Raw genomic sequence first — 19349 nt, 5'->3', positions numbered from 1 at the left:
TCAGGACACCTCCTCCGGGACCCGTGGTGGGATCTTGATCAGGTCGAAGCGTGGGTCGCGGTAGCGCCGGGAGCCGAAGCCGGTCCTGGTGACCGTCCAGCCCCGGCGGTAGGCGAACTCGTCGGGTTCCATGCAGATTTCGCGGTCCGCCCAGGCGAGCAGTTCCTGGAGGCGGGTGAGCACCCGGGACTTGCGTCGGCTGAGTCCCTTGGTACCTTGTGAGTACATGAGAAGACCCCTTTCGCGGCATCACAGAGGTGGCTTCTTACGCCGGACTGCAGGCCGACGACCGTCGCGCCGCTGGGTGGCAGCCCATTTGCGGCGGATGAGTGCGCGGCCTCGGTCCGGCTTTGTTGTTCCTGCTTCGTGTGCTCTGAAGCGAGCGACAATCGCGGCGATGACTCTTTAACTCAGTGCGGGATCCTTCCGGCTGACGGCCTCCCTGTGATGGTGTCCATTTCCGGGACGGCGCCGTTGCCGGTTTTGCGGCCTGACCAGCCGCGCGTAAGTCGTGGTGGGGGTCCTCTGCGGGCGGGGCCGTGCGGTCATGTCGGCCTCCTCACCTCTAGAGAGATCCCTCGTGTCTCGATCGTCTCCCGGAGATTGCCTTGCTGCAAGGCCTCCCGCAAGAAATATTCCCGTTTCTTCCGCAAGGTGCCTTCTTGTTGCTGTGCAACTTGCACGGAGTGGCCTTGAACGTAGTCAGGCCAGCACAAGAGGTCGTCACCTTGCCCCCTTCCCCGTTTTCCCCCGGGCAGAAGCTCTGCTTGCTTGACACCGTCTCTCCGTGGAAGGCTCTTGGCAAGAGCAAATGGGAGTACTCGTGCAAGTTGCAGTGTAAGATTGGTGGAACGGCCCAAGACCGCGGGCTCGAAACGGTTCACTCCGGCTACACCTTCATCCCGGCAAGGAGAGTCGACGGTGCCACCGACGCAGGGCAGTCCGACTGTCCGCAAGCTCAGGCTCGGCCAGGAGCTCAGGCTTCTCCGCGAGCGACGCAAGCTCACCGGCGCCAGGGCCGCCAAGGAGCTCGGCTGGTCCCCCAGCAAGGTCTCGCGGATCGAGGCCGCCAAGACCATGCCCAGCGCAGACGACGTCAAGGCGATGGGGAAGCTCTACCGTCTCGACGAAGCCAAACTTGACGAACTCTTCGGCCTGTTGCGGGATGCGGATCAGCGGGGCTGGTGGGAAGATTACGAAGACGCCCTGCCTGAGGAGTACACAAGATTCCTCGGGCTGGAGGCGGAGGCCATCATCCAGCGCAACTGGGAACCCCAGATTGTGCCCGGCCTCTTCCAAACCGAGGATTACGCCAGAGAGGTCGTCCTGGCCGTCCGTGGCATCTCGCGCATCACCCACAGCGGAGTCAGGAGCAGGGTCGAGGCCCGCCTCGACAGGCAGCAGCGCGTGCTGCACCGCCCCGATCCATGTGAGATGCGCTTCGTGCTGGACGAGCCCGCCTTGATGCGCCGCTTCGGCGAGCCCTCGGTGATGCGGGCACAGATGGAGCATCTCCTGGAGTTGTCTCTTCTGTCCCACGTCAGCGTTCAGGTATTGCCCATGGACGCGTTGCACCCCGTAAGCACGGGTGCGTTCATCCACCTCAAGTTCGCGGAATTCGACGATGTGGTGTATCTGGAGCAGCTTTATACTGCTGACTTCGTCGACGACCTCGAGCGGGTAGCGGGCTACGAGGCAGCCTTCGAAAACATCAGGTCACAGGCGCTGGACGAGGACGACACACGCGTGCTCATCCAGCGCAAGGCGATGATGTGGCGAGGCTGAGGTCAGCGATCGATCAGAACAAAAGGGGCAATGGTGCCCCTTTGCCCATTTGGGGAGAAAATGTCTATCCATCACAAGACGGCGGCATGGCAGAAGAGCACTTTCTGCAACGGCGCTAGCAGCTGCGTTGAGGTCGCCCCCCTCGCCGACGGGAATGTCGCGCTGAGGGACAGCAAGGTTCAGGACGGACCCGTCCTGGTCTTCACCCCGTCCGAGTGGGCCGCCTTCACGGCCGGGGTCAGGGATGGAGAGTTCGACCTGGAGGCTCTGCAGGCCAGCGCGTGAAAAACGGCCCTGGCAGGTTGATGGCACAACCGGACAGGGCCGTTCCAGAAGAGGCTCGTCAACGACCCTCGGGTCCCCGTTCGCTTGGCGAACGCAAGATTTCTCGCACATCATGGCGCAAGCCGCGCTCAATGATCAACTCGTCGTGCCCTCGTCATGGGGGCTGCGCCCTCCATGCGTCCGCGACGTCTGCCGTATGTCTCGCATGAATACTCCCATGCCGGCCTCCCGCGGGCCACCCATTTCACGTAATGCTCATGAGCACTTGCCAGGAGTCATCATGTACGCCCCCCGCGACATGGACAGGATCTGGTCCGTGAGTGACCGGTCAACCGTTGCTCGCTGCCTTCGGAGAGTGGAGGCGTTCTCGAACCGCTTGTCCCTGGCCTGCCGGGTGCAGGGAGAGACCAGATCGGGCACGCTGCGCACCTGTCCCGATGTCGACCAAGCACTGGCTAGCAAGCTGAGGCAGATCACCCTTAACGTCGGGAAGCCCTCATGCGGCTACTGGATCAGGGTGGTCGGCGACTCCCGCGCCAGGGAGGTTCGGCTCTTCGTCAACGGCGAGCCGCCGGATTCCATCGTCGAAGACATCGTGGCGGAGATTCAGCGCCACTGCTCACCGCCTGCGAGCCGATGGTGGCGCTGGCCCTGGAGGCTGTGGCAATGGTTCGCGGGCCACGTCTGGGCGGGCGTGGTAGCCGGGCTGATCGTGACGCTCCTCCTGGTGCCTCTCGTGTACGCGCTGATGTCGTGACTACTCCGTTGATGGAGTCGTGTATTCACCCGTGACCTCCGGCCTGGAGCAAGGGCCGATGATCTCGCCCACGAGGTGGGCACCACAGGACTTCTCCGGCGGCGCTCGGCTGCCCCGATGACTTGACTCAACAACTCCATAACTGCCCGTAGGTCAAGGTGGGGGCACTACGCGGCAATCGGCAGCACATGGCATGCTCAATCCCAGATGTCCCGATTGAGCTGGATGGCGCCCCCGATGAACTTCCCCCGCGCACTCTCGGTGCTGGCCGTCATGGCCTCACTCGCCGCCTGCACGGCCGCCGGATCGGAGGCGCCCGAGCGGCAGCGGCAGGCCGCGGCCACCTCCTCGGCCGAGCCGACGGCCCCCGCCACCCCGGAGCGCGAGCCGTACACCATCGCCTTCGGCGGGGACGTGCACTTCGAGGGCTTCCTGCGGTCCCGGCTGGACAACCCGCGCACCGCGCTCGGCCCCATCTCCTCGGTGCTGCGCAAGGCCGACCTCGCCATGATCAACCTGGAGACCGCGATCACCACTGGCGGCACCCCGGCGCCCGGCAAGCAGTACACGTTCCGGGCCCCGGCCAGCGCGTTGACCGCGCTCAAGGCCGCCGGCGTGGACGTGGCCTCCATGGCCAACAACCACGGCATGGACTACATGGAGACCGGCCTGGCCGACTCGCTCGCCGCGATCAAGAAGTCCAGGTTCCCGATCGTGGGCATCGGCAGGGACGACGACCAGGCGTTCAAGCCGTTCAGGAAGACGGTGAACGGCAACCGGGTGGCGATCATCGGCGCGACCCAGGTGCTGGACTCCGAGTTCATCAACGCCTGGACCGCGGCCCCCGGCAAGGGCGGGCTCGCGTCGGCCAAGGACGAGCCGCGCCTGATCAAGGCGGTACGGCAGGCGCGCAAGAACTCCGACACCGTCATCGTCCACCTGCACTGGGGCACCGAGATGCAGAAGTGCCCGAACCCGGCGCAGCTCTCCCTGGCCCCCAAACTCGTCAAGGCCGGCGCCGACGTGGTGGTCGGCGGGCACGCGCACATCCTGCTGGGGGCCGGATACCTCGGCAAGGCGTACGTCAGCTACGGCCTCGGCAACTTCGTCTTCTACAACTCCAACCCGGCCACCACGGGCCGCACCGGCGTGCTGACCCTCACCATCAACGGCCGCAAGATCCTCAAGGACCAGTGGACCCCCGCCACCATCCAGAACGGCGTGCCGGTCCCGATGACCGGCGCCGCGAGGAAGCAGGCCGTGGCCGACTGGAAGGCGCTGCGTTCCTGCACCGAGCTGGACGCCCGGCCCTGACGGCGTGGAAGATGTCCGGGATCTCCACATTCGGGCGGCCGGGCTCAGTGGATTCCCAGGAAATCCGGTCAATCGCGGGTAACGATCGGGCCTGGAGGGGGAAGATGAGGTCGTGTCCATGCCGCGACTGGAAGATGACTGTGCGTCGCCGAAGCCGCTCCGGCGACAGCCCACGCAGCGCCGCAGCGCCCGACGGGTCGAGCGGATGCTCGACGCCTGCGCCGAGCTCCTCGACGAGATCGGCTACGAATCGCTCTCCACGACCCGCATCGCCGACCGGGCGGGGGTCGCGATCGGTTCGGTCTACCAGTTCTTCCCCGACAAGCGCGCCATCACGCAGGAGCTGACCCGGCGCAACGTGGAGCTGTTCGTCACCCGGGTCGGGCGGCGCTTCATGGAGGAGGACTACCGCGGCTGGTGGGAGGCCATCGACGCGATCATCGACGAGTACGTCGACATGCATCGCTCGGTGCCCGGGTTCAAGAGTCTCCAGTTCGGTGACGTGGTCGACCTCAACCTGCTCGACTCCGACTCCGACAACAACACCGTGATCGCGGGCCGGCTGCGCGGGCTGCTGCTCAACGAGTTCGGCCTGGCCGACAGCCACGAGCTCGACATCGCCGCGCTGGTGGCCGTCGAAGCCTGCGACGCGGTGCTCAAGCTGGCCTTCCGCTACGACCAGAACGGCTCGGAGGAGATCATCGACGCGGCCAGGCAGCTCGTGCGGGGTTTCCTGTCCCGCCAGCTCAGGTCGTACACGCCGCAGCCCGACTAGCGCGTCAGCCCCCGGCCTCCAGCAGCTCCGGCAGCCAGTGGGGCTCGCCGGGCCGCGCGCACGCCTCGGAATGCGACATCGGCCGGATCAACCGTTGCCGGCTCGCCTCCAGCTGGGCCTCCAGGACCCGCAGTCTCCGCTCGGCCGCCTCGACCCCTTCGAGCCGGGCCGAAAGGTAGCCCGCGACCCCGGGCCCCACCGCCGACAACACCACGGCGAGCGCCAGCGCGAACGTCATCTGCTTGGACCTGCCCATCCCAGCCCCTTCCGCTCGCGGGCGCGAAGTGACCGGTATATGCCCAACGACCTGCGCATATATGCATGGCGTAAGGACTCGATGACGTTTCGTGGTGGTCTCATCAGGGCATCGGCGATGCGTATTGAGCGGGCGAAACCGCACCGCGGTCGGTAGTCTCGCGTTGTGGCGCATGTGACCCGTGAGCACCTTGATCGCCTGCTTGAGCAGGCGCTGCTGGCCGACGACCACGGCTCCCTGGCCAGCCGGCTGTACGACGTAGCGCTCGACTACTCCAGCGGCGACGTATCCAGGGCGTCCATCCTGGTCCAGGCGGCGGAGGAGTGGCGCGCGGCAGGCCAGCCCGCTCGCGCGCTGGAGTGTTTCCAGCGCGCGCTGGAAGACGGCGGCGAGACGGGCATCGACCCGCGCGCAGGCATCGCCGACACCCTCTTCGAGCTCGACCGGCACGACGAGGCGAGGGAGGTCATCGAGGCGATCCGCGCCGAGGGCGGTGTCTCGGCGGCCACCGCCCACAGCATCGTCGAGACGCTGGTCGCCTACGGTGACCTGGAGGCGGGCCACGAATGGGTCACCCAGGCCCTGCTGACCTGCGACTCCGACGATCCGGAGCGGGTGTCGATGCTGCGCACCCGCTACCGCATCCGACTCGACCTGGGCCTGCCCGAGGACGAGATCGACGCCCTCGTCTCCTGATCCCTCAGCGCAGGTCGAGGCTCCGCAGCAGGCCCGTCACGCCGTCGAGGGAGTCGGCCGGGAGCTTGGTCTCGTTCAGCGGCCGCGGCCCCTGAGGCAGCGTGCGGCGCACGAGCCGGTCCTTGGTCTTGCCGACCGGGCGCGTCAGGTCGAGCGGGACGCCCGACGACGAGCGCGGCGCCGTCTTCGAGGGATAGCGTCCGGTCCTGGTGTTCACCGGCAGCGCGGGCAGGGCGGGCAGCTTGGCCTGGCTCGTCACGCCCGCCACCGTCGGCGCGGCGGGCAGCGCCGACGGCATGGCCGAGGTGGCCATGACGCCGCCCAGGTCCGACAGCCCCATCGCCGAATGCGAGGTGGCCAGCCCGGTCAGGCCCAGGTGCTCGGCCAGCCTGACGGCGCCCAGGGCCAGGTGGGTGCTCTCCGACCCGAGCAGCGGGCCGGTGCTGTCGCTCAGCCGCACCTTGGTGAGCTCGTCGCAGAGCGCCGCGGCGGGCGAGCCCATGCTGGTCCGGGTTTCCCGGCAGTCGTCGGCGGCCGCGGAGCTCGCCCCCAGCCAGGTGACCCCCGCGGTCAGAGTGGCGATGGCAAGAATTCCCCGGATGCTTCGAGTCGGCACGTCCCGTCCCCCTGATCGTTCTCGGTGATCCGACGAACGCGAAGCTAGCCAGACGCGCGAGGGACTGGAGGCGGCTTGCCGGAAGGCTGGACCGAACCTTACGAACCGGGTGCGCGGATGACCCGGGCGGGAACGTCGAACGCCCGGAGGATGGCCTCCGGGCGTTCGCGTGGGTGTGTCAGGCCCGCTGGACGGACAGCTCGTCGTCGCCGAGGTCGACCAGGACCTTGTCGCCGTCGACGATCTCGCCGGACAGCACCGCCTTGGCCAGCTTGTCGCCGATCGCCGACTGGACCAGGCGGCGCAGCGGGCGCGCCCCGTACATCGGGTCGTAGCCCGTCAGGGCCAGCCACTCGCGGGCCGCCGGCGTGACCTCCAGGGTCAGCCTGCGGTCGGCCAGCCGCTGGGCCAGCCGGTCGACCTGCAGGTCGACGATCCGCGTCAGCTCCTCGGAGCCGAGCGCGTCGAACAGGATCACGTCGTCCAGCCGGTTGAGGAACTCCGGCTTGAACGCGCTGCGCACCGCGCCCATCACGGCCTCGCGCTTCGCGCCGTTCTCCATCGTCGGGTCGACGAGGAAGTGGGAGCCGAGGTTGGACGTCAGGATCAGGATCGTGTTGCGGAAGTCGACCGTGCGGCCCTGACCGTCGGTCAGCCGCCCGTCGTCGAGCACCTGGAGCAGGATGTCGAAGACCTCCGGATGGGCCTTCTCCACCTCGTCCAGCAGCACCACGGTGTACGGGCGGCGCCGGACGGCCTCTGTCAGCTGGCCGCCCTCCTCGTAGCCGACGTAGCCGGGAGGCGCGCCGACGAGCCGGGCGACGCTGTGCTTCTCGGAGTATTCGCTCATGTCGATGCGGGTCATCGCCCGCTCGTCGTCGAACAGGAACTCCGCCAGCGCCTTGGCCAGCTCGGTCTTGCCGACACCGGTCGGGCCGAGGAACAGGAACGAGCCCGTCGGCCTGTCGGGGTCGGCGATGCCGGCCCGGCTGCGCCGCACCGCGTCGGACGCCGCGCGCACGGCCTCGTGCTGGCCGATGAGCCGCTTGCCCAGTTCCTCCTCCATGCGCAGCAGCTTGGCCGTCTCGGCCTCCAGCAGGCGGCCCGCCGGGATGCCGGTCCAGGACGAGATCACCTCGGCGATGTCGTCGGGGCCGACCTCCTCCTTGACCATGGCGTTCTCGTCGGGGGCGGCCTCGGAGGCGGCCTTCAGCGCCTGCTCCAGGCGTGGCACGTCGGCGTACATGACCCGGGACGCGGTCTCGAAGTCGCCGTCGCGCTGCGCCCGCTCGGCGGTGCCGCGCGCCTCGTCGAGCTGCTTCTTCAGCTCGCCGACCTTGTTGAGGCCCGCCTTCTCGTGCTCCCATCGGCCGACCAGGGCGTTCAGCTCCTCCTGGCGGTCGGCCAGCTCCTGGTGGAGCCGCTCCAGGCGTTGTACGGACGCCTCGTCGGTCTCCTTGGAGAGCGCCAGCTCCTCCATCTTCATCCGGTCGACGGTCCGCTGGAGCTGGTCGATCTCCACCGGACGGGAGTCGATCTCCATGCGCAGCCGGGAGGCGGCCTCGTCGACCAGGTCGATGGCCTTGTCGGGCAGGAACCTGCTGGTGATGTAGCGGTCGGAGAGCGCTGCGGCGGCGACGAGCGCGCTGTCGGCGATCTGCACCTGGTGATGGGCCTCGTAGCGGCCCTTCAGCCCGCGCAGGATCGCGATGGTGTCCTCCACCGTCGGCTCGCCCACGTACACCTGCTGGAAGCGGCGCTCCAGCGCAGGGTCCTTCTCGATGCGCTCGCGGTACTCGTCGAGCGTGGTCGCGCCGATCATCCGCAGCTCGCCGCGGGCCAGCATCGGCTTGAGCATGTTGCCCGCGTCCATCGCGCCCTCGGCGGCTCCCGCGCCGACGACGGTGTGGAGCTCGTCGATGAACGTGACGACCTGGCCGTCGCTCTCCTTGATCTCGGCGAGCACGGCCTTGAGCCGCTCCTCGAACTCGCCGCGGTACTTCGCGCCCGCCACCATCGCGCCCAGGTCGAGCCCGATCAGCCGCTTGTTGCGCAGCGACTCCGGCACGTCGCCGGCCACGATCCGCTGGGCCAGGCCCTCGACCACGGCCGTCTTGCCGACGCCGGGCTCGCCGATCAGCACCGGGTTGTTCTTGGTGCGCCGGCTGAGCACCTGCACCACCCGGCGGATCTCCGAGTCGCGGCCGATGACCGGGTCGAGCTTGCCCGAGCGGGCCTGCCCGGTCAGGTCGATGCCGTACTTCTCGAGCGCCTGGTAGGTGTCCTCGGGCGTCTCACTGGTGACCCGGGCGTGGCCGCGTACCTTCTCGAACGCGTCGAGCAGCGCCTGCGGGGTGGCGCCCGCGGACTTCAGCAGGTCGGCGGCCTGGCCGCCGTCGGCGGCGAGGCCCACCAGCAGGTGCTCGGTCGACACGTACTGGTCTTCCAGCCGCTTGGCGTGCTGGGCGGCGGTGTTCATCACCGTGAGCAGGTGGCGGGAGCTCGTCGGCGCCCCCACGGTCGCGCCCTGAGCCTTGGGCAGCGCCGCGAGCTGCTCCTCGGCCTTGGCCCGCAGCGTCCGCCAGTCGGCGCTGACCGCCTCCAGCAGCGGGACGGCGGTGCCGCCCGTCTGCGAGAGCAGCGTGGTCAGCAGGTGAAGCGGGGAGATCTCGGGGTTGCCCTCGGCGGCGGCCCGCCGCATGGCGCCCGAGAGCGCCTCCTGACTCTTCTGAGTGAGCTTGTATTCCATCTACGCCCCCGGTGGCAGCTCGTAACGGATCAGCGCCTTGATCATCTGTAGCTCGGCGCGGAGGCGGTGAACCTCCTCACGCAGCCGCAACGACTCGTTCTCCAGCTCCAGGATCCGCTTGATGCCGGCGAGGTTGATGCCCTCCTCCTGGGAGAGGCGCTGGACCTCGCGCAGCTGGATGATGTCTCTTGTGGAGTAGAGGCGGCCGCGCCCCGCCGTACGGCCCGGACAGACCAGACCGAGCCGGTCGTACTGCCGAAGGGTCTGCGGATGCAGACCCGACAGCTGCGCGGCCACCGAGATCACGTAAACAGGAGTGTCGTCCGACAGGTCGAAGTAGTTGGCGTCCATGGGCTCACTCGCTTCTGGCTCTCAAGATGAGATCGGCCCGCGGGTCCTCGGCCGCTGTGGCGGTGTTGAACTCCGTGAGCAGCTCACGAGACTTGTCGTCGAGCGTCTTCGGCACCATGACCTCGACGCTGGCGAGCAGGTCGCCCTTGGTGCCGTCCTTGCGCGTGACACCCCGGCCGCGGATGCGGAACGTGCGCCCGTTCGGCGTGCCCGAGGGGATGCGCAGTGTCACCGGCAGTCCCTTGAGCGTCGGCACCTTGATCTCGGCGCCTAGCGCCGCCTCCGAGAACGTCACGGGGACCGTGACGGTCAGGTTGTCACCCGACCTGCCGAAGACGGTGTGCGGCTTGACGTGCGTCACGATGTAGAGATCGCCGGATGGGCCGCCGTTCTCGCCCGGTGCGCCCTTGGCCTTGAGCCTGACCCGCTGCCCGTCGGCCACCCCCGCGGGGATGCGCGCCTGGATCGTGCGGGTGCTCTTGGCCCGGCCGTTGCCCTCGCAGACGGGGCAGGGGTCGTCCACGAGCAGCCCGCGGCCCTTGCAGTCGCGGCACGGCTCGGAGAAGGCGAAGTTGCCCAGGTTGCGGCTGGCCGCGCCGGTGCCCTCGCAGGTCGGGCAGACCCGCGGGGTGGTGCCGGCCTTGGCGCCGGTCCCGCTGCACGCGGTGCAGGCCGCCGAGCTGGTCAGCCTGAGCGACACCGTGGTGCCCTCGGCGGCCTCCGTGAACGACAGCGTCACCTCCGACTCGATGTCCTGCCCGCGGCGCGGCCTGGTGGCGGTGCCGGGGCGGGTCGTGCCGCCCCGGTTGAACAGCCCGCCGAACAGGTCGCTGAAGCGGTCGCCCGCCCCCTGGCCGGAGGTCTGCTGACCGGTGCCGCCGAACAGGTCGCCGAAGTCGAACGGGAAACCGCCGCCGCCACCACCCGGACGCTGGCCGCCCACCCCGGAGCCGAACAGCGTGCGCGCCTCGTCGTACTCCTTGCGGCGCTTGCTGTCGGACAGGACGTCGTAGGCCTCGGAGACTTCCTTGAACTTCTTCTCCTTGGCCGTGTCGCCCTGGTTGGTGTCGGGGTGGTACTGCCTGGCCAGCTTCCGGTACGCCTTCTTGATCTCGTCGGCGGTGGCTGACTTGGGCACACCAAGGACGGCGTAGTAGTCCTTCTCCAGGTAGTCCTTGGTGCTCATCTACGGCCCTTCGTCCTCGTCAGTTGTCGTCGTCATCGGACGCGGGTGAGTCGCCCGGCTCGGCCACGGCCACGCGCGCCGGGCGCAGCACCCGGTCGCCCATCTGGTAGCCGAGCTGCAGCACCTCGACCGCGGTCGGCTCGGTCACCTCGGGCGAGTAGCTGTGCATCAGCGCCTCGTGGATCACCGGGTCGAACGGGTCGCCCTTCTGACCGAACGGGCTGAGCCCCAGCTTGGTGAGCACCGCCTCCAGCGACTCGGCCACCGCCGCGAAGCCGCCGGTGAGCTCACCGTGGTCGCGGGCCCTGCCGATGTCGTCGAGCACGGGCAGCAGCTCCGAGAGGACGTTGGCGGTGGCCTGCTCTCGCACGGCCACCCGGTCGCGCTCCACGCGACGGCGGTAGTTCTGGTACTCGGCCTGAACACGTTGCAGGTCGGCCGTCCGCTCGTCCAGCTGGGCCTGGAGCTCGGCGTCGGCCGGAGCGGACTCCGCCGGCGCCTGCTGCTGGTCCTGCTTGGCCGAATCGTTCTCGGCTCGCACCCTTACCTCCCCCGTCTCCGGGTCGATCTTGCGGTTGTCGCGGATCACCGGCTCTTCGTGCCCGTTCTCACGCAACGGCCTCACTTGTCCTTCTTCGGCTCGTCATCCACGATCTCGGCCTCGACGACGTCGTCGTCGGCCTTCTGCTCCTGGGTGGCGGACGCGTCCTGGGGAGCGCCCTCGGGGCCGCCCGCGGTCTGGCCCTGGCTCTGCGCGTAGATCGCCGAACCCATCTTCTGGCTGACCGTGGCGAGCTTCTCCGCCGAGTTGCGGATCGTGTCGGTGTCGGTGCCCTCCAGAGCCTTCTTCAGCTCGGCGAGCGCGTCGTTGACCTCGGTCTTGATGTCGCCGGGGACCTTGTCGTCGTTCTCTCGCAGGAACTTCTCGGTCTGGTAGGCGAGCCCGTCGGCGTTGTTGCGGACCTCGGCCTCCTCGCGGCGCTTGCGGTCCTCCTCCGCGTACGACTCGGCCTCGCGCATCATGCGGTCGATGTCGTCCTTCGGCAGCGCGGAGCCGCCGGTGATCGTCATCGTCTGCTCCTTGCCCGTGCCCAGGTCCTTGGCGGAGACGTTGACGATGCCGTTGGCGTCGATGTCGAAGGTGACCTCGATCTGCGGGATGCCGCGGGGCGCCGGCGCGATGCCGGTGAGCTCGAACGTGGCCAGCTTCTTGTTGTAGGCCGCGATCTCGCGCTCGCCCTGGAACACCTGGATCTGCACCGACGGCTGGTTGTCCTCGGCCGTGGTGAAGACCTCGGAGCGCTTGGTCGGGATCGTCGTGTTGCGCTCGATGATCTTGGTGAAGATGCCGCCCTTGGTCTCGATGCCCAGCGACAGCGGGGTAACGTCGAGCAGCAGGACGTCCTTGACCTCGCCCTTGAGCACACCGGCCTGCAGGGCGGCGCCGATGGCGACGACCTCGTCCGGGTTGACGCCCTTGTTGGGCTCCTTGCCGCCGGTCAGCTCCTTGACCAGGTCGGTGACGGCGGGCATCCGGGTCGAGCCGCCGACCAGCACCACGTGGGCGATGTCGGAGACCTTGATGCCGGCGTCCTTGATGACCTGGTGGAACGGGCCCTTGCAGCGCTCGAGCAGGTCGGCGGTGAGCCGCTGGAACTCGGCGCGGGTCAGCTTCTCGTCGAGGTGCAGCGGGCCCTCGGAGGAGGCGGTGATGTAGGGCAGGTTGATCGAGGTCTCGGACTGGGCCGACAGCTCGATCTTGGCCTTCTCCGCGGCCTCGCGCAGGCGCTGGAGAGCCATCTTGTCCTTGGACAGGTCGACGCCGTGAGCGTTCTGGAAGCGCTTGACGAGCTCGTCGACGACGCGCTGGTCCCAGTCGTCACCACCGAGGTGGTTGTCGCCGCTGGTGGCCTTGACCTCGACGAACCCGTGGCCGTCTTCCTGGCCGACGTCGAGCAGGGACACGTCGAAGGTGCCGCCGCCCAGGTCGAAGACCAGGATCGTCTGGTCTTCCTCCTTGTCGAGGCCGTACGCGAGCGCGGCCGCGGTCGGCTCGTTGATGATGCGCAGCACGTTGAGGCCCGCGACCGTGCCGGCCTCCTTGGTGGCCTGGCGCTGGGCGTCGTTGAAGTAGGCCGGGACGGTGACCACCGCGTCGGTGATCTTCTCGCCCAGGTAGGCCTCGGCGTCCTGCTTGAGCTTCTGCAGGACGAAGGCGCTGATCTGCTGCGGGGAGAACTTCTTGCCGTCGATCTCCTGGGACCAGTTGGTGCCCATCTCCCGCTTGACGGACCGGATCGTCCGGTCCACGTTGGTGACGGCCTGTCGCTTGGCGACCTCGCCGACCAGGACCTCGCCGTTCTTCGCGAACGCGACCACGGACGGCGTGGTCCGCGAGCCCTGCGCGTTGGCGATGACGGTGGGCTCACCGCCCTCGAGAATCGAGACGACGGAGTTGGTCGTCCCCAGGTCGATACCTACCGCACGTGCCATGAGTACGTCCTTGTAGTCAAAGTTGAGTCGGTTACGCTCAACCTACGAATGGAGGCGTGCTTTGTCAAACGCCTTGAGCGTACTCGACTCAACCCCTGACAAGGGCGTTCTGTTCCCCTGAGATCTCCCCTAGGGGTTCCCGCTTACCCCGTCATACGCCGCTCACGATCTTCCGCTTGCCCAGCGGGGACTTGAGCTTGACCGTCGTGCTCTTCTCGATGGCGATCATGATGCAGGAGACGTTCTTCGCCTTCGGCGACGTGCCCTCGTACAGGGTGACCGTCACCCGCTTCTTCGTCTCCTTGACCTTCACCCGGTGGAGCACCGTGCACGGCTCCACCCCTGACCACCACGTGAGCCGCACCTGGCGCCCCTTCGACACCGGCGTCGCCTCGGTGAAGCGCACCTTGCGCGGGTTGAGCGCGTCGCCCGTCGGCTTGACCGGCTTGGGCGTGGCCGGCGGGGTGGTCGTGACCACGTCGGCCACGGGTGTGCTGGACACCGGCGTGTCAGGCCCGGGGGACGCGGCCTGCTCGGCGGGCCGCTCGGCGCCGCACCCGGCGGCGAGGACGAGACATCCGGCGATGAGAGTCGCTGTCGCTGTGCGCATAACCCCTACGACGGATGTGACAGGCCTCCGGTTCAGCCGGTTGACCCCGTTGTGGAGGCCCCTTGGGAAATCAGGCCGTACGGCGACACCGGAGTGGGCGGCAGGCGCAGGCGCGGTGAGTAGTGTTGAGCCGTGCTGCGTCAGGCTCTACTCGCCGTCTCCCGGAGCGCGCGCGCCGAGCGCGTCATCTCCACCTCGCCGCTGACCCGCGACGTGGTCAGGCGCTACGTCGCCGACGACATCGCCCGCACGGTCGCCGAGCTGACCCGCAGGGGCCTGCTCGTCACCGTCGACCACCTGGGCGAGGACGTCCACGACAGGGCGCAGGCGGAGGGTGCCGTCCGGGCCTATCTGGAGCTGCTGCGGGTGCTGCCCGAAGGCGCCGACGTGTCGGTCAAGCTCACCGCGCTCGGGCTGCGGCTGTCGGAGCAGCTCGCGCTCGACAACGCCGCCACCATCTGCGAGTCCGCCGCGCTGCGGGGCATCACGCTGACCCTCGACGCCGAGGAGCACGACACCATCCCCGGCCTCCACTCCATCCACACCACCCTGCGCAAGGAGCACCCCGGCGTGGGCGTGGTGGTGCAGGCCTACCTGCGCGACTCGGCCGAGCGCTGCGTCAAGCTGGACGGGGCCAGGGTGCGGCTGTGCAAGGGGGCCTACACCGCGCCGGGCGCCTACACCTCGGCGGCCGACATCGACCGCTCGTACGCGCGCTGCCTCAGGGTGCTGATGGGCGGCACCGGCTATCCGATGGTCGCCACCCACGATCCGCGGCTGATCGGCATCGCCGCCACCCTGGCCGTGCTGGAGGGGCGCGACCACCACGGGTTCGAGTATCAGATGCTGTACGGGGTGCGCCCGGACGAGCAGGAGAGGCTGGCCGCGCAGGGCGCCCGGATGCGGGTCTACGTCCCGTACGGCGCCGACTGGTATGCCTACCTCATGCGCAGGCTCGCCGAACGCCCCGCCAACCTGGCGTTCTTCGCCCGGTCGCTGCTGTCGCGGGGCTGACCGGAGACGCCGGTAGGCTGCGACCGGCGTCTAATGCGTGAGGGGCATCTGATGATCGCGATTCTCGGCACCGGCAAGATGGGCGAGGCCCTGCTGTCCGGGATGCTGCGGGCCGGGTTCAAGCCGGGCGACGTGCTGGCCACGGTGCGCCGGCCGGAGCGGGCGCGGGCGCTGGCCGAGACCTACGGGGTGCGCGCCGTCTCCAACGCCGAGGCCGCCAAGTCGGCCGGCACGCTCATCCTGGCGGTCAAGCCGCAGGACATGGGCGCGCTGCTCGACGAGATCGCCCCCCACCTGCCCGCCGACCGCCTGGTGATCAGCGCCGCGGCCGGCATCACCACGGCCTTCGTGGAGCAGCGGCTGGGGCACGAGACGCCGGTGGTCAGGGTCATGTCCAACACGCCCATCAAGTTCGACGAGGCGATGAGCGTGATCTCCGCGGGCGCGTACGCGGGGGAGGACCATCTGCGGCGCACCGAAGACCTGCTGCGGCCGGTCGGCAAGGTGCTGCGCATCCCCGAGTCGCAGCAGGACGCCGCCACGGCGCTGTCGGGCAGCGGGCCGGCCTACTTCTTCTACCTGGTGGAGGCCATGGTCGACGCCGGGATCCTGCTGGGCATGCCCCGGGCGGCGGCGCTCGACATGGTCACCCAGTCGATCGTGGGCGCGGCCGTCATGCTCCGCGACTCGGGCGAGCACCCGGTGATCCTGCGCGAGGCGGTCACCTCCCCGGGCGGCACCACGATCGCGGCCATCGCCGAGCTGGAGCGCCACAGCGTGCGCGCGGCCTTCCTGGCGGCCATCGAAGCGGCCCGCGACCGGGGCCGCGAGCTCGCGTCGGGCTGACCCGAGGTCAGGCGTCGCGCCGCCGCATCAGCACGGCGCCCGCCAGCATGGCCGCGGCGACCCAGACGAGGTAGACCGCGAACCCGCTCCACGGGCCCAGGGAGCCGGTGCTCTGGCCGGACACGATCAGCGCGCCGGCGTTCGTGGTGAAGTGTTCGGACACGGTCCTGCCCCACTCGCCGGGGAGCTGGGTGGTCAGCGGGGGCAGCACCAGTATCAGCGCGATGGCCGACACGATCGCGCCCGGCGTGTGCCGGATCAGCGTGCCCAGCCCCAGCCCGAACAGCCCGCACGCGGTCAGGTAGAGGGAGGACCCGAGCGCCGACCGCGCCATCTCGCCCGCTTCGACGGAGGCCGGCTGGAAGATCGCCAAGCCGACGCCGATCGCGCCGGCCGACGCGAGCAGGCAGACGACCAGCGAGACCGCCGTGAACACCACGATCTTGCCGGTCAGCAGGCTCATCCGCCGGGGCACGGCCATCAGCGAGGTGCGGATGGCCCCGGTGCGGTATTCGCCGGAGATCACCAGAACACCCAGGGTGGCCATGGCCAGCGCGGCGAGCGACGCGCCCTGCAAACTGACGATCATCGCCTGCTCGCCCGGGACCGGCCCGTCGGCCGTGCTCCTGACCGAGGCGCTGAGAAGGGCGGAGACGCCCAGCATCAGCACGACGGTGGTGGCGAGGGTCCACAGCGTGGACCGCACCGATCGGATCTTGGTCCACTCGGACCGGAGGACATCGGTCATGACGTGTACTCCAAGCTGTCTTTGGTGAGCTCCATGTAGGCGGCTTCGAGCGAGGGCTTGACGAACGTCAGCTCCTCCAGCGGCAGCCCCGCCCTGGCGGTCATCGTGCCGATCTCCAGCGGCGACACCCCGGTCACCCGCAGGTGGTCGGTGTGGAGCTCGCCCACCTTGACCAGCTCGGCCACCTCGGCCAGCCGGGGCGAGCGCACCAGCACGTAGCCCTGCGAGCTGCGCCCGATGAACTCCGGCACGCTCGTGTCGGCGATCAGCCGGCCCTTGCCGATGACGATCAGATGGTCGGCGGTCTGCGACATCTCGCTCATCAGATGGCTGGAGACGAAGACCGTGCGGCCCTCGGCGGCGAGCCCGCGCATCAACGTGCGGATCCACAGGATGCCGTCGGGGTCGAGCCCGTTGACCGGCTCGTCGAAGAGCAGGATCTCCGGGTCGCCGAGCAGGGCCGCGGCGATGCCGAGCCGCTGCGACATGCCCAGCGAGAAGCCGCCGACGCGGCGTCCGGCGACGTTGCCCAGCCCGACGAGCTCCAGCACCTCCTCGACCCGGGCGGCCGGGATGCCGTTGCTCTGCGCGATGGCCAGCAGGTGGTTGCGGGCGCTGCGCCCGCCGTGGACGGCCTTGGCGTCGAGCAGCGCGCCCACCTTGCGCAGCGGGTGGCGCAGCTCCTGGTAGGGCTTGCCGTCGACCAGCACGGACCCGCCCGACGGGTGGTCGAGGCCGAGGACCATGCGCATCGTCGTCGACTTGCCCGCGCCGTTGGGCCCCAGGAACCCGGTCACCCGGCCGGGCTCCACGTCGAACGACAGGTCGGTCACCGCCATGGTCTTGCCGTAGCGCTTGCTCAGGTTGGTTGCCCGAATCGCGGTCATGGACCCAGCATGATCGCCCTGAAGATCGTTATCGTCGGCCCGAGGTACGGTTCCGGCCCGGCCCCATAGGACCGTGGTCCTACTCTCCCGGGCTGACCAGCGCGGCCTCGTACGCCACGATCACCGCCTGGGCGCGGTCGCGCACCTCGATCTTGGCGAACAGGCTCGTCACGTGGTTCTTGATCGTGGACGGGGAGACGCCCAGCCCGGCGGCGATCTCCGCGTTGGACAGGCCGCGCGCGATCAGCGTCAGGATCTCCCGCTCGCGGTCGGTGAGCGCGTCCAGCCTGCCGGCCCCGCGCGACGCGGAGCGCCGGGGCTCGGGAGCCCGCACGAACGTGCCGATCAGCCGGGTGAGCAGCCGGGGCGCGAGTGCCGCCTCCCCGCTGTGCACCACCCGCACGCCCTCGACCAGCTCCTCCGGCGAGACGTCCTTGGGCAGGAACCCGCAGGCGCCCGCGCGCAGCGCCGCGACCACGTTCTCGTCCAGGTCGAAGGTGCTCAGCGCGAGCACCCGCACGCCGGGCTGCCCGCCGATGATCAGCTCCGTGGCGCGCACCCCGTCCAGGCCGGGCATGTGCAGGTCCATCACCACCACGTCGGGCCGCAGTTCAGCGCTGAGCCGCACGGCCTCCGCGCCGTCGCCCGCCTCGCCCACCACGGTCAGGTCCGGCTGCGCGTCCAGCATCAGCCGGAAGCCCTTGCGGACCAGCGCGTGGTCGTCCACCAGCAACACAGAGATCACGTCTTCTCCAGGGGGATGCGCGCGTGCACGCGGAAACCGCCTTCCTCACGGGGGCCGGTCGACAACCGCCCGCCGCACAGCGCCACGCGCTCGGCCATGCCGCCGAGCCCGAACCCGGCCGGGGCGGCCGGCTGCTTGGACGCGCCGTCGTCGAGCACCTCGACCTCGATCGCCGCGCTCTCGTACGACAGGCGCACGGTCGCGCGGGCGCCCACCGAGTGCTTGCGCGTGTTGGTGAGCGCCTCCTGCACGATCCGGTAGACCGCGTGGTCGACCGCGGTGGGCAGCGCCACCGGCTCGCCCCGCACGGTCAGGCGGGCGGGCAGCCCCGCGGTCCCCGCCTCCTCGACCAGCGCGGGCAGCCGGTCGGTGCCCACCCCGGTCGCCGCGTCGGCGCCGCCGCCGCCGTCGGCCCGCAGCACGTCGAGGAGCTGGCGCATCTCGGCCAGCGCCTGGCGGGCCGTCTGCTCGGCGCCCTGGAGGGCGTCACGGGCGACCTCCTGCTCCGGCGGGAGCGTGGCCCTGGCGCCGCCCACCAGCGCGTTGATCACGCTCAGGTGGTGGGCCACCACGTCGTGCAGCTCACGGGCGATGCGCCGCCGCTCGGCCCGCACCGCCGAGTCGGCCGCCTCCCGCTGCGCCCGCTCGCGCAGCTCCGCGCGGATCCGGACGAACTGGCCCAGCCCTACCGGAATCCCGACAGTGAACAGGCCTGCCAGCAGGATCCCCAGAGGGTCGGCCGCCGGGGACGGCCTGGCCACGAGGATCAGCGCGGCCGCGTACAGGAGGGCGCCGGCGCCGCCGGCGATCGCGGCCCTGCGCCCGTCCAGGTAACGGCCCAGGCTGTAGAGGCCGATCAGCAGGATCGGACTGCCGGAGGCGACCCCGAGGAAGGTGGCGGTGATGTCCAGCCCGAGCAGCAGGGCGGCGGTCAGGACCGGCCGCTCGCGCCGCATCAGCAGGACCGGGACGGTGATCAGGTAGAGCGTGGCGAAGATCAGGCCCTCGCCCCGGGTCAGCCAGATGGCGAGGGCGGCGACGACCCCCGGCGCGGCGAGCACGACCACGAGCGTGACGTCGAAGACCCGTGGGCGTCGTAAGAACAACCACGCGTCCCGGGCCCGCTGCCGAACGCCCATGATCCGATGTTACGGAATTTTCTCCGCCATTGCCGGGGGAGGTGTCTGGACGCCTGCCGTTGACGCTGCGGTAACGTCACCTCAAGGCGAGGGAAAC

General features: G+C 69.5%; 20 protein-coding genes and 1 pseudogene. 8 read left to right on the top strand and 13 right to left on the bottom strand.

Features of this window, described 5'->3' with window-relative positions; all coding sequences use genetic code 11:
- On the bottom strand, window positions 1-228 hold the full coding sequence (locus AB0K05_RS23600) for a hypothetical protein (protein ID WP_364231620.1): 228 nt from the start codon (window positions 226-228) through the stop codon (window positions 1-3).
- 693 nt (window positions 229-921) lie between these two features.
- Between AB0K05_RS23600 and AB0K05_RS23595 the strand changes: the two genes are divergently transcribed.
- From AB0K05_RS23595 to AB0K05_RS23575, 5 genes are all read left to right on the top strand, one after another.
- A complete protein-coding gene (locus tag AB0K05_RS23595) occupies window positions 922-1785 on the top strand; it encodes a helix-turn-helix transcriptional regulator (protein ID WP_148036321.1) in 864 nt (287 codons plus the stop codon).
- A 30-nt stretch (window positions 1786-1815) separates the two neighbouring features.
- Window positions 1816-2070 (top strand): DUF397 domain-containing protein, encoded by a 255-nt coding sequence (locus tag AB0K05_RS23590; protein WP_364231617.1) that lies wholly within the window; start codon window positions 1816-1818, stop codon window positions 2068-2070.
- A 355-nt stretch (window positions 2071-2425) separates the two neighbouring features.
- Entirely contained in the window at window positions 2426-2827 is a 402-nt protein-coding gene (locus AB0K05_RS23585; protein ID WP_148036323.1) for a hypothetical protein, read from the top strand.
- Between the two features lie 237 nt (window positions 2828-3064).
- Window positions 3065-4141, top strand: a complete 1077-nt coding sequence (locus tag AB0K05_RS23580) for a CapA family protein (protein WP_148036324.1) — start codon at window positions 3065-3067, stop codon at window positions 4139-4141.
- A gap of 118 nt (window positions 4142-4259) precedes the next feature.
- On the top strand, window positions 4260-4916 hold the full coding sequence (locus tag AB0K05_RS23575; protein ID WP_148036325.1) for a TetR/AcrR family transcriptional regulator: 657 nt from the start codon (window positions 4260-4262) through the stop codon (window positions 4914-4916).
- A 4-nt stretch (window positions 4917-4920) separates the two neighbouring features.
- Here the strand turns inward: AB0K05_RS23575 and AB0K05_RS23570 are convergent, their stop codons facing one another.
- Window positions 4921-5172 carry a hypothetical protein gene (locus tag AB0K05_RS23570; RefSeq protein WP_148036326.1) on the bottom strand — a complete coding sequence of 84 codons (252 nt, stop codon included), beginning with the start codon at window positions 5170-5172 and terminating at the stop codon, window positions 4921-4923.
- Between the two features lie 165 nt (window positions 5173-5337).
- Here AB0K05_RS23570 and AB0K05_RS23565 point away from each other — a divergent pair, with 165 nt between their 5' ends.
- A complete protein-coding gene (locus AB0K05_RS23565) occupies window positions 5338-5868 on the top strand; it encodes a tetratricopeptide repeat protein (protein WP_261809033.1) in 531 nt (176 codons plus the stop codon).
- 4 nt (window positions 5869-5872) lie between these two features.
- Here AB0K05_RS23565 and AB0K05_RS23560 read toward each other — a convergent pair whose 3' ends face one another.
- The 7 genes and pseudogenes from AB0K05_RS23560 to AB0K05_RS23530 form a co-directional block, all read right to left on the bottom strand.
- On the bottom strand, window positions 5873-6484 hold the full coding sequence (locus AB0K05_RS23560; RefSeq protein WP_271274769.1) for a hypothetical protein: 612 nt from the start codon (window positions 6482-6484) through the stop codon (window positions 5873-5875).
- Window positions 6485-6662: 178 nt separating this feature from the next.
- Window positions 6663-9233 carry an ATP-dependent chaperone ClpB gene (clpB, locus tag AB0K05_RS23555; protein WP_271274770.1) on the bottom strand — a complete coding sequence of 857 codons (2571 nt, stop codon included), beginning with the start codon at window positions 9231-9233 and terminating at the stop codon, window positions 6663-6665.
- A gap of 54 nt (window positions 9234-9287) precedes the next feature.
- A pseudogene (locus AB0K05_RS23550) lies at window positions 9288-9584 on the bottom strand (helix-turn-helix transcriptional regulator); the annotation flags it as partial.
- Between the two features lie 4 nt (window positions 9585-9588).
- Complete coding sequence (gene dnaJ / locus AB0K05_RS23545; RefSeq protein ID WP_148036330.1) at window positions 9589-10770, bottom strand: molecular chaperone DnaJ; 1182 nt, start codon at window positions 10768-10770, stop codon at window positions 9589-9591.
- A gap of 19 nt (window positions 10771-10789) precedes the next feature.
- Entirely contained in the window at window positions 10790-11395 is a 606-nt protein-coding gene (grpE, locus tag AB0K05_RS23540; RefSeq protein ID WP_219544827.1) for a nucleotide exchange factor GrpE, read from the bottom strand.
- A complete protein-coding gene (gene dnaK / locus AB0K05_RS23535) occupies window positions 11392-13263 on the bottom strand; it encodes a molecular chaperone DnaK (RefSeq protein ID WP_148036331.1) in 1872 nt (623 codons plus the stop codon). The genes grpE and dnaK overlap by 4 nt, the downstream gene beginning before the upstream one ends.
- A 151-nt stretch (window positions 13264-13414) precedes the next feature.
- A complete protein-coding gene (locus AB0K05_RS23530; protein WP_148036332.1) occupies window positions 13415-13873 on the bottom strand; it encodes a hypothetical protein in 459 nt (152 codons plus the stop codon).
- A 132-nt stretch (window positions 13874-14005) separates the two neighbouring features.
- Here AB0K05_RS23530 and AB0K05_RS23525 point away from each other — a divergent pair, with 132 nt between their 5' ends.
- Entirely contained in the window at window positions 14006-14887 is an 882-nt protein-coding gene (locus tag AB0K05_RS23525; protein ID WP_148036333.1) for a proline dehydrogenase family protein, read from the top strand.
- Window positions 14888-14938: 51 nt separating this feature from the next.
- Window positions 14939-15733, top strand: coding sequence for a pyrroline-5-carboxylate reductase (proC, locus tag AB0K05_RS23520; RefSeq protein WP_271274771.1), 795 nt, complete (start codon window positions 14939-14941; stop codon window positions 15731-15733).
- A 7-nt stretch (window positions 15734-15740) separates the two neighbouring features.
- On the opposite strand, the gene AB0K05_RS23515 is transcribed toward proC, so the two are convergent.
- The 4 genes from AB0K05_RS23515 to AB0K05_RS23500 form a co-directional block, all read right to left on the bottom strand.
- On the bottom strand, window positions 15741-16481 hold the full coding sequence (locus tag AB0K05_RS23515; RefSeq protein WP_271274772.1) for an ABC transporter permease: 741 nt from the start codon (window positions 16479-16481) through the stop codon (window positions 15741-15743).
- Window positions 16478-17368, bottom strand: coding sequence for an ABC transporter ATP-binding protein (locus AB0K05_RS23510; protein WP_148036336.1), 891 nt, complete (start codon window positions 17366-17368; stop codon window positions 16478-16480). Before AB0K05_RS23510 ends, AB0K05_RS23515 begins: the two co-directional genes overlap by 4 nt.
- A gap of 79 nt (window positions 17369-17447) precedes the next feature.
- Complete coding sequence (locus AB0K05_RS23505) at window positions 17448-18113, bottom strand: response regulator transcription factor (RefSeq protein ID WP_271274773.1); 666 nt, start codon at window positions 18111-18113, stop codon at window positions 17448-17450.
- Window positions 18110-19252: a histidine kinase gene (locus tag AB0K05_RS23500; protein ID WP_364231610.1), complete on the bottom strand. Its 1143-nt coding sequence runs from the start codon at window positions 19250-19252 to the stop codon at window positions 18110-18112. Before AB0K05_RS23500 ends, AB0K05_RS23505 begins: the two co-directional genes overlap by 4 nt.
- Between the last annotated feature and the right edge of the window lie 97 nt (window positions 19253-19349).

The sequence above is a fragment of the Nonomuraea sp. NPDC049486 genome (assembly GCF_040676925.1).
GTDB classification, from domain to species: domain Bacteria; phylum Actinomycetota; class Actinomycetes; order Streptosporangiales; family Streptosporangiaceae; genus Nonomuraea; species Nonomuraea ferruginea.
Note: the sequence above shows the minus strand (reverse complement) of the source record. Positions and strands in the feature narration are given on the sequence as shown.

What these genes read in the sequence shown, in the direction of transcription:
- clpB (WP_271274770.1), bottom strand. Translation starts at nt 9,233, where the DNA reads ATGGAATACAAGCTCACTCAGAAGAGTCAGGAGGCGCTCTCGGGCGCC.
- AB0K05_RS23500 (WP_364231610.1), bottom strand. Translation starts at nt 19,252, where the DNA reads ATGGGCGTTCGGCAGCGGGCCCGGGACGCGTGGTTGTTCTTACGACGC.
- AB0K05_RS23570 (WP_148036326.1), bottom strand. Translation starts at nt 5,172, where the DNA reads ATGGGCAGGTCCAAGCAGATGACGTTCGCGCTGGCGCTCGCCGTGGTG.
- AB0K05_RS23580 (WP_148036324.1), top strand. Translation starts at nt 3,065, where the DNA reads ATGAACTTCCCCCGCGCACTCTCGGTGCTGGCCGTCATGGCCTCACTC.
- AB0K05_RS23575 (WP_148036325.1), top strand. Translation starts at nt 4,260, where the DNA reads ATGCCGCGACTGGAAGATGACTGTGCGTCGCCGAAGCCGCTCCGGCGA.
- dnaJ (WP_148036330.1), bottom strand. Translation starts at nt 10,770, where the DNA reads ATGAGCACCAAGGACTACCTGGAGAAGGACTACTACGCCGTCCTTGGT.
- AB0K05_RS23530 (WP_148036332.1), bottom strand. Translation starts at nt 13,873, where the DNA reads ATGCGCACAGCGACAGCGACTCTCATCGCCGGATGTCTCGTCCTCGCC.
- AB0K05_RS23600 (WP_364231620.1), bottom strand. Translation starts at nt 228, where the DNA reads ATGTACTCACAAGGTACCAAGGGACTCAGCCGACGCAAGTCCCGGGTG.
- AB0K05_RS23515 (WP_271274772.1), bottom strand. Translation starts at nt 16,481, where the DNA reads ATGACCGATGTCCTCCGGTCCGAGTGGACCAAGATCCGATCGGTGCGG.
- dnaK (WP_148036331.1), bottom strand. Translation starts at nt 13,263, where the DNA reads ATGGCACGTGCGGTAGGTATCGACCTGGGGACGACCAACTCCGTCGTC.
- AB0K05_RS23590 (WP_364231617.1), top strand. Translation starts at nt 1,816, where the DNA reads ATGGTGCCCCTTTGCCCATTTGGGGAGAAAATGTCTATCCATCACAAG.
- AB0K05_RS23510 (WP_148036336.1), bottom strand. Translation starts at nt 17,368, where the DNA reads ATGACCGCGATTCGGGCAACCAACCTGAGCAAGCGCTACGGCAAGACC.
- proC (WP_271274771.1), top strand. Translation starts at nt 14,939, where the DNA reads ATGATCGCGATTCTCGGCACCGGCAAGATGGGCGAGGCCCTGCTGTCC.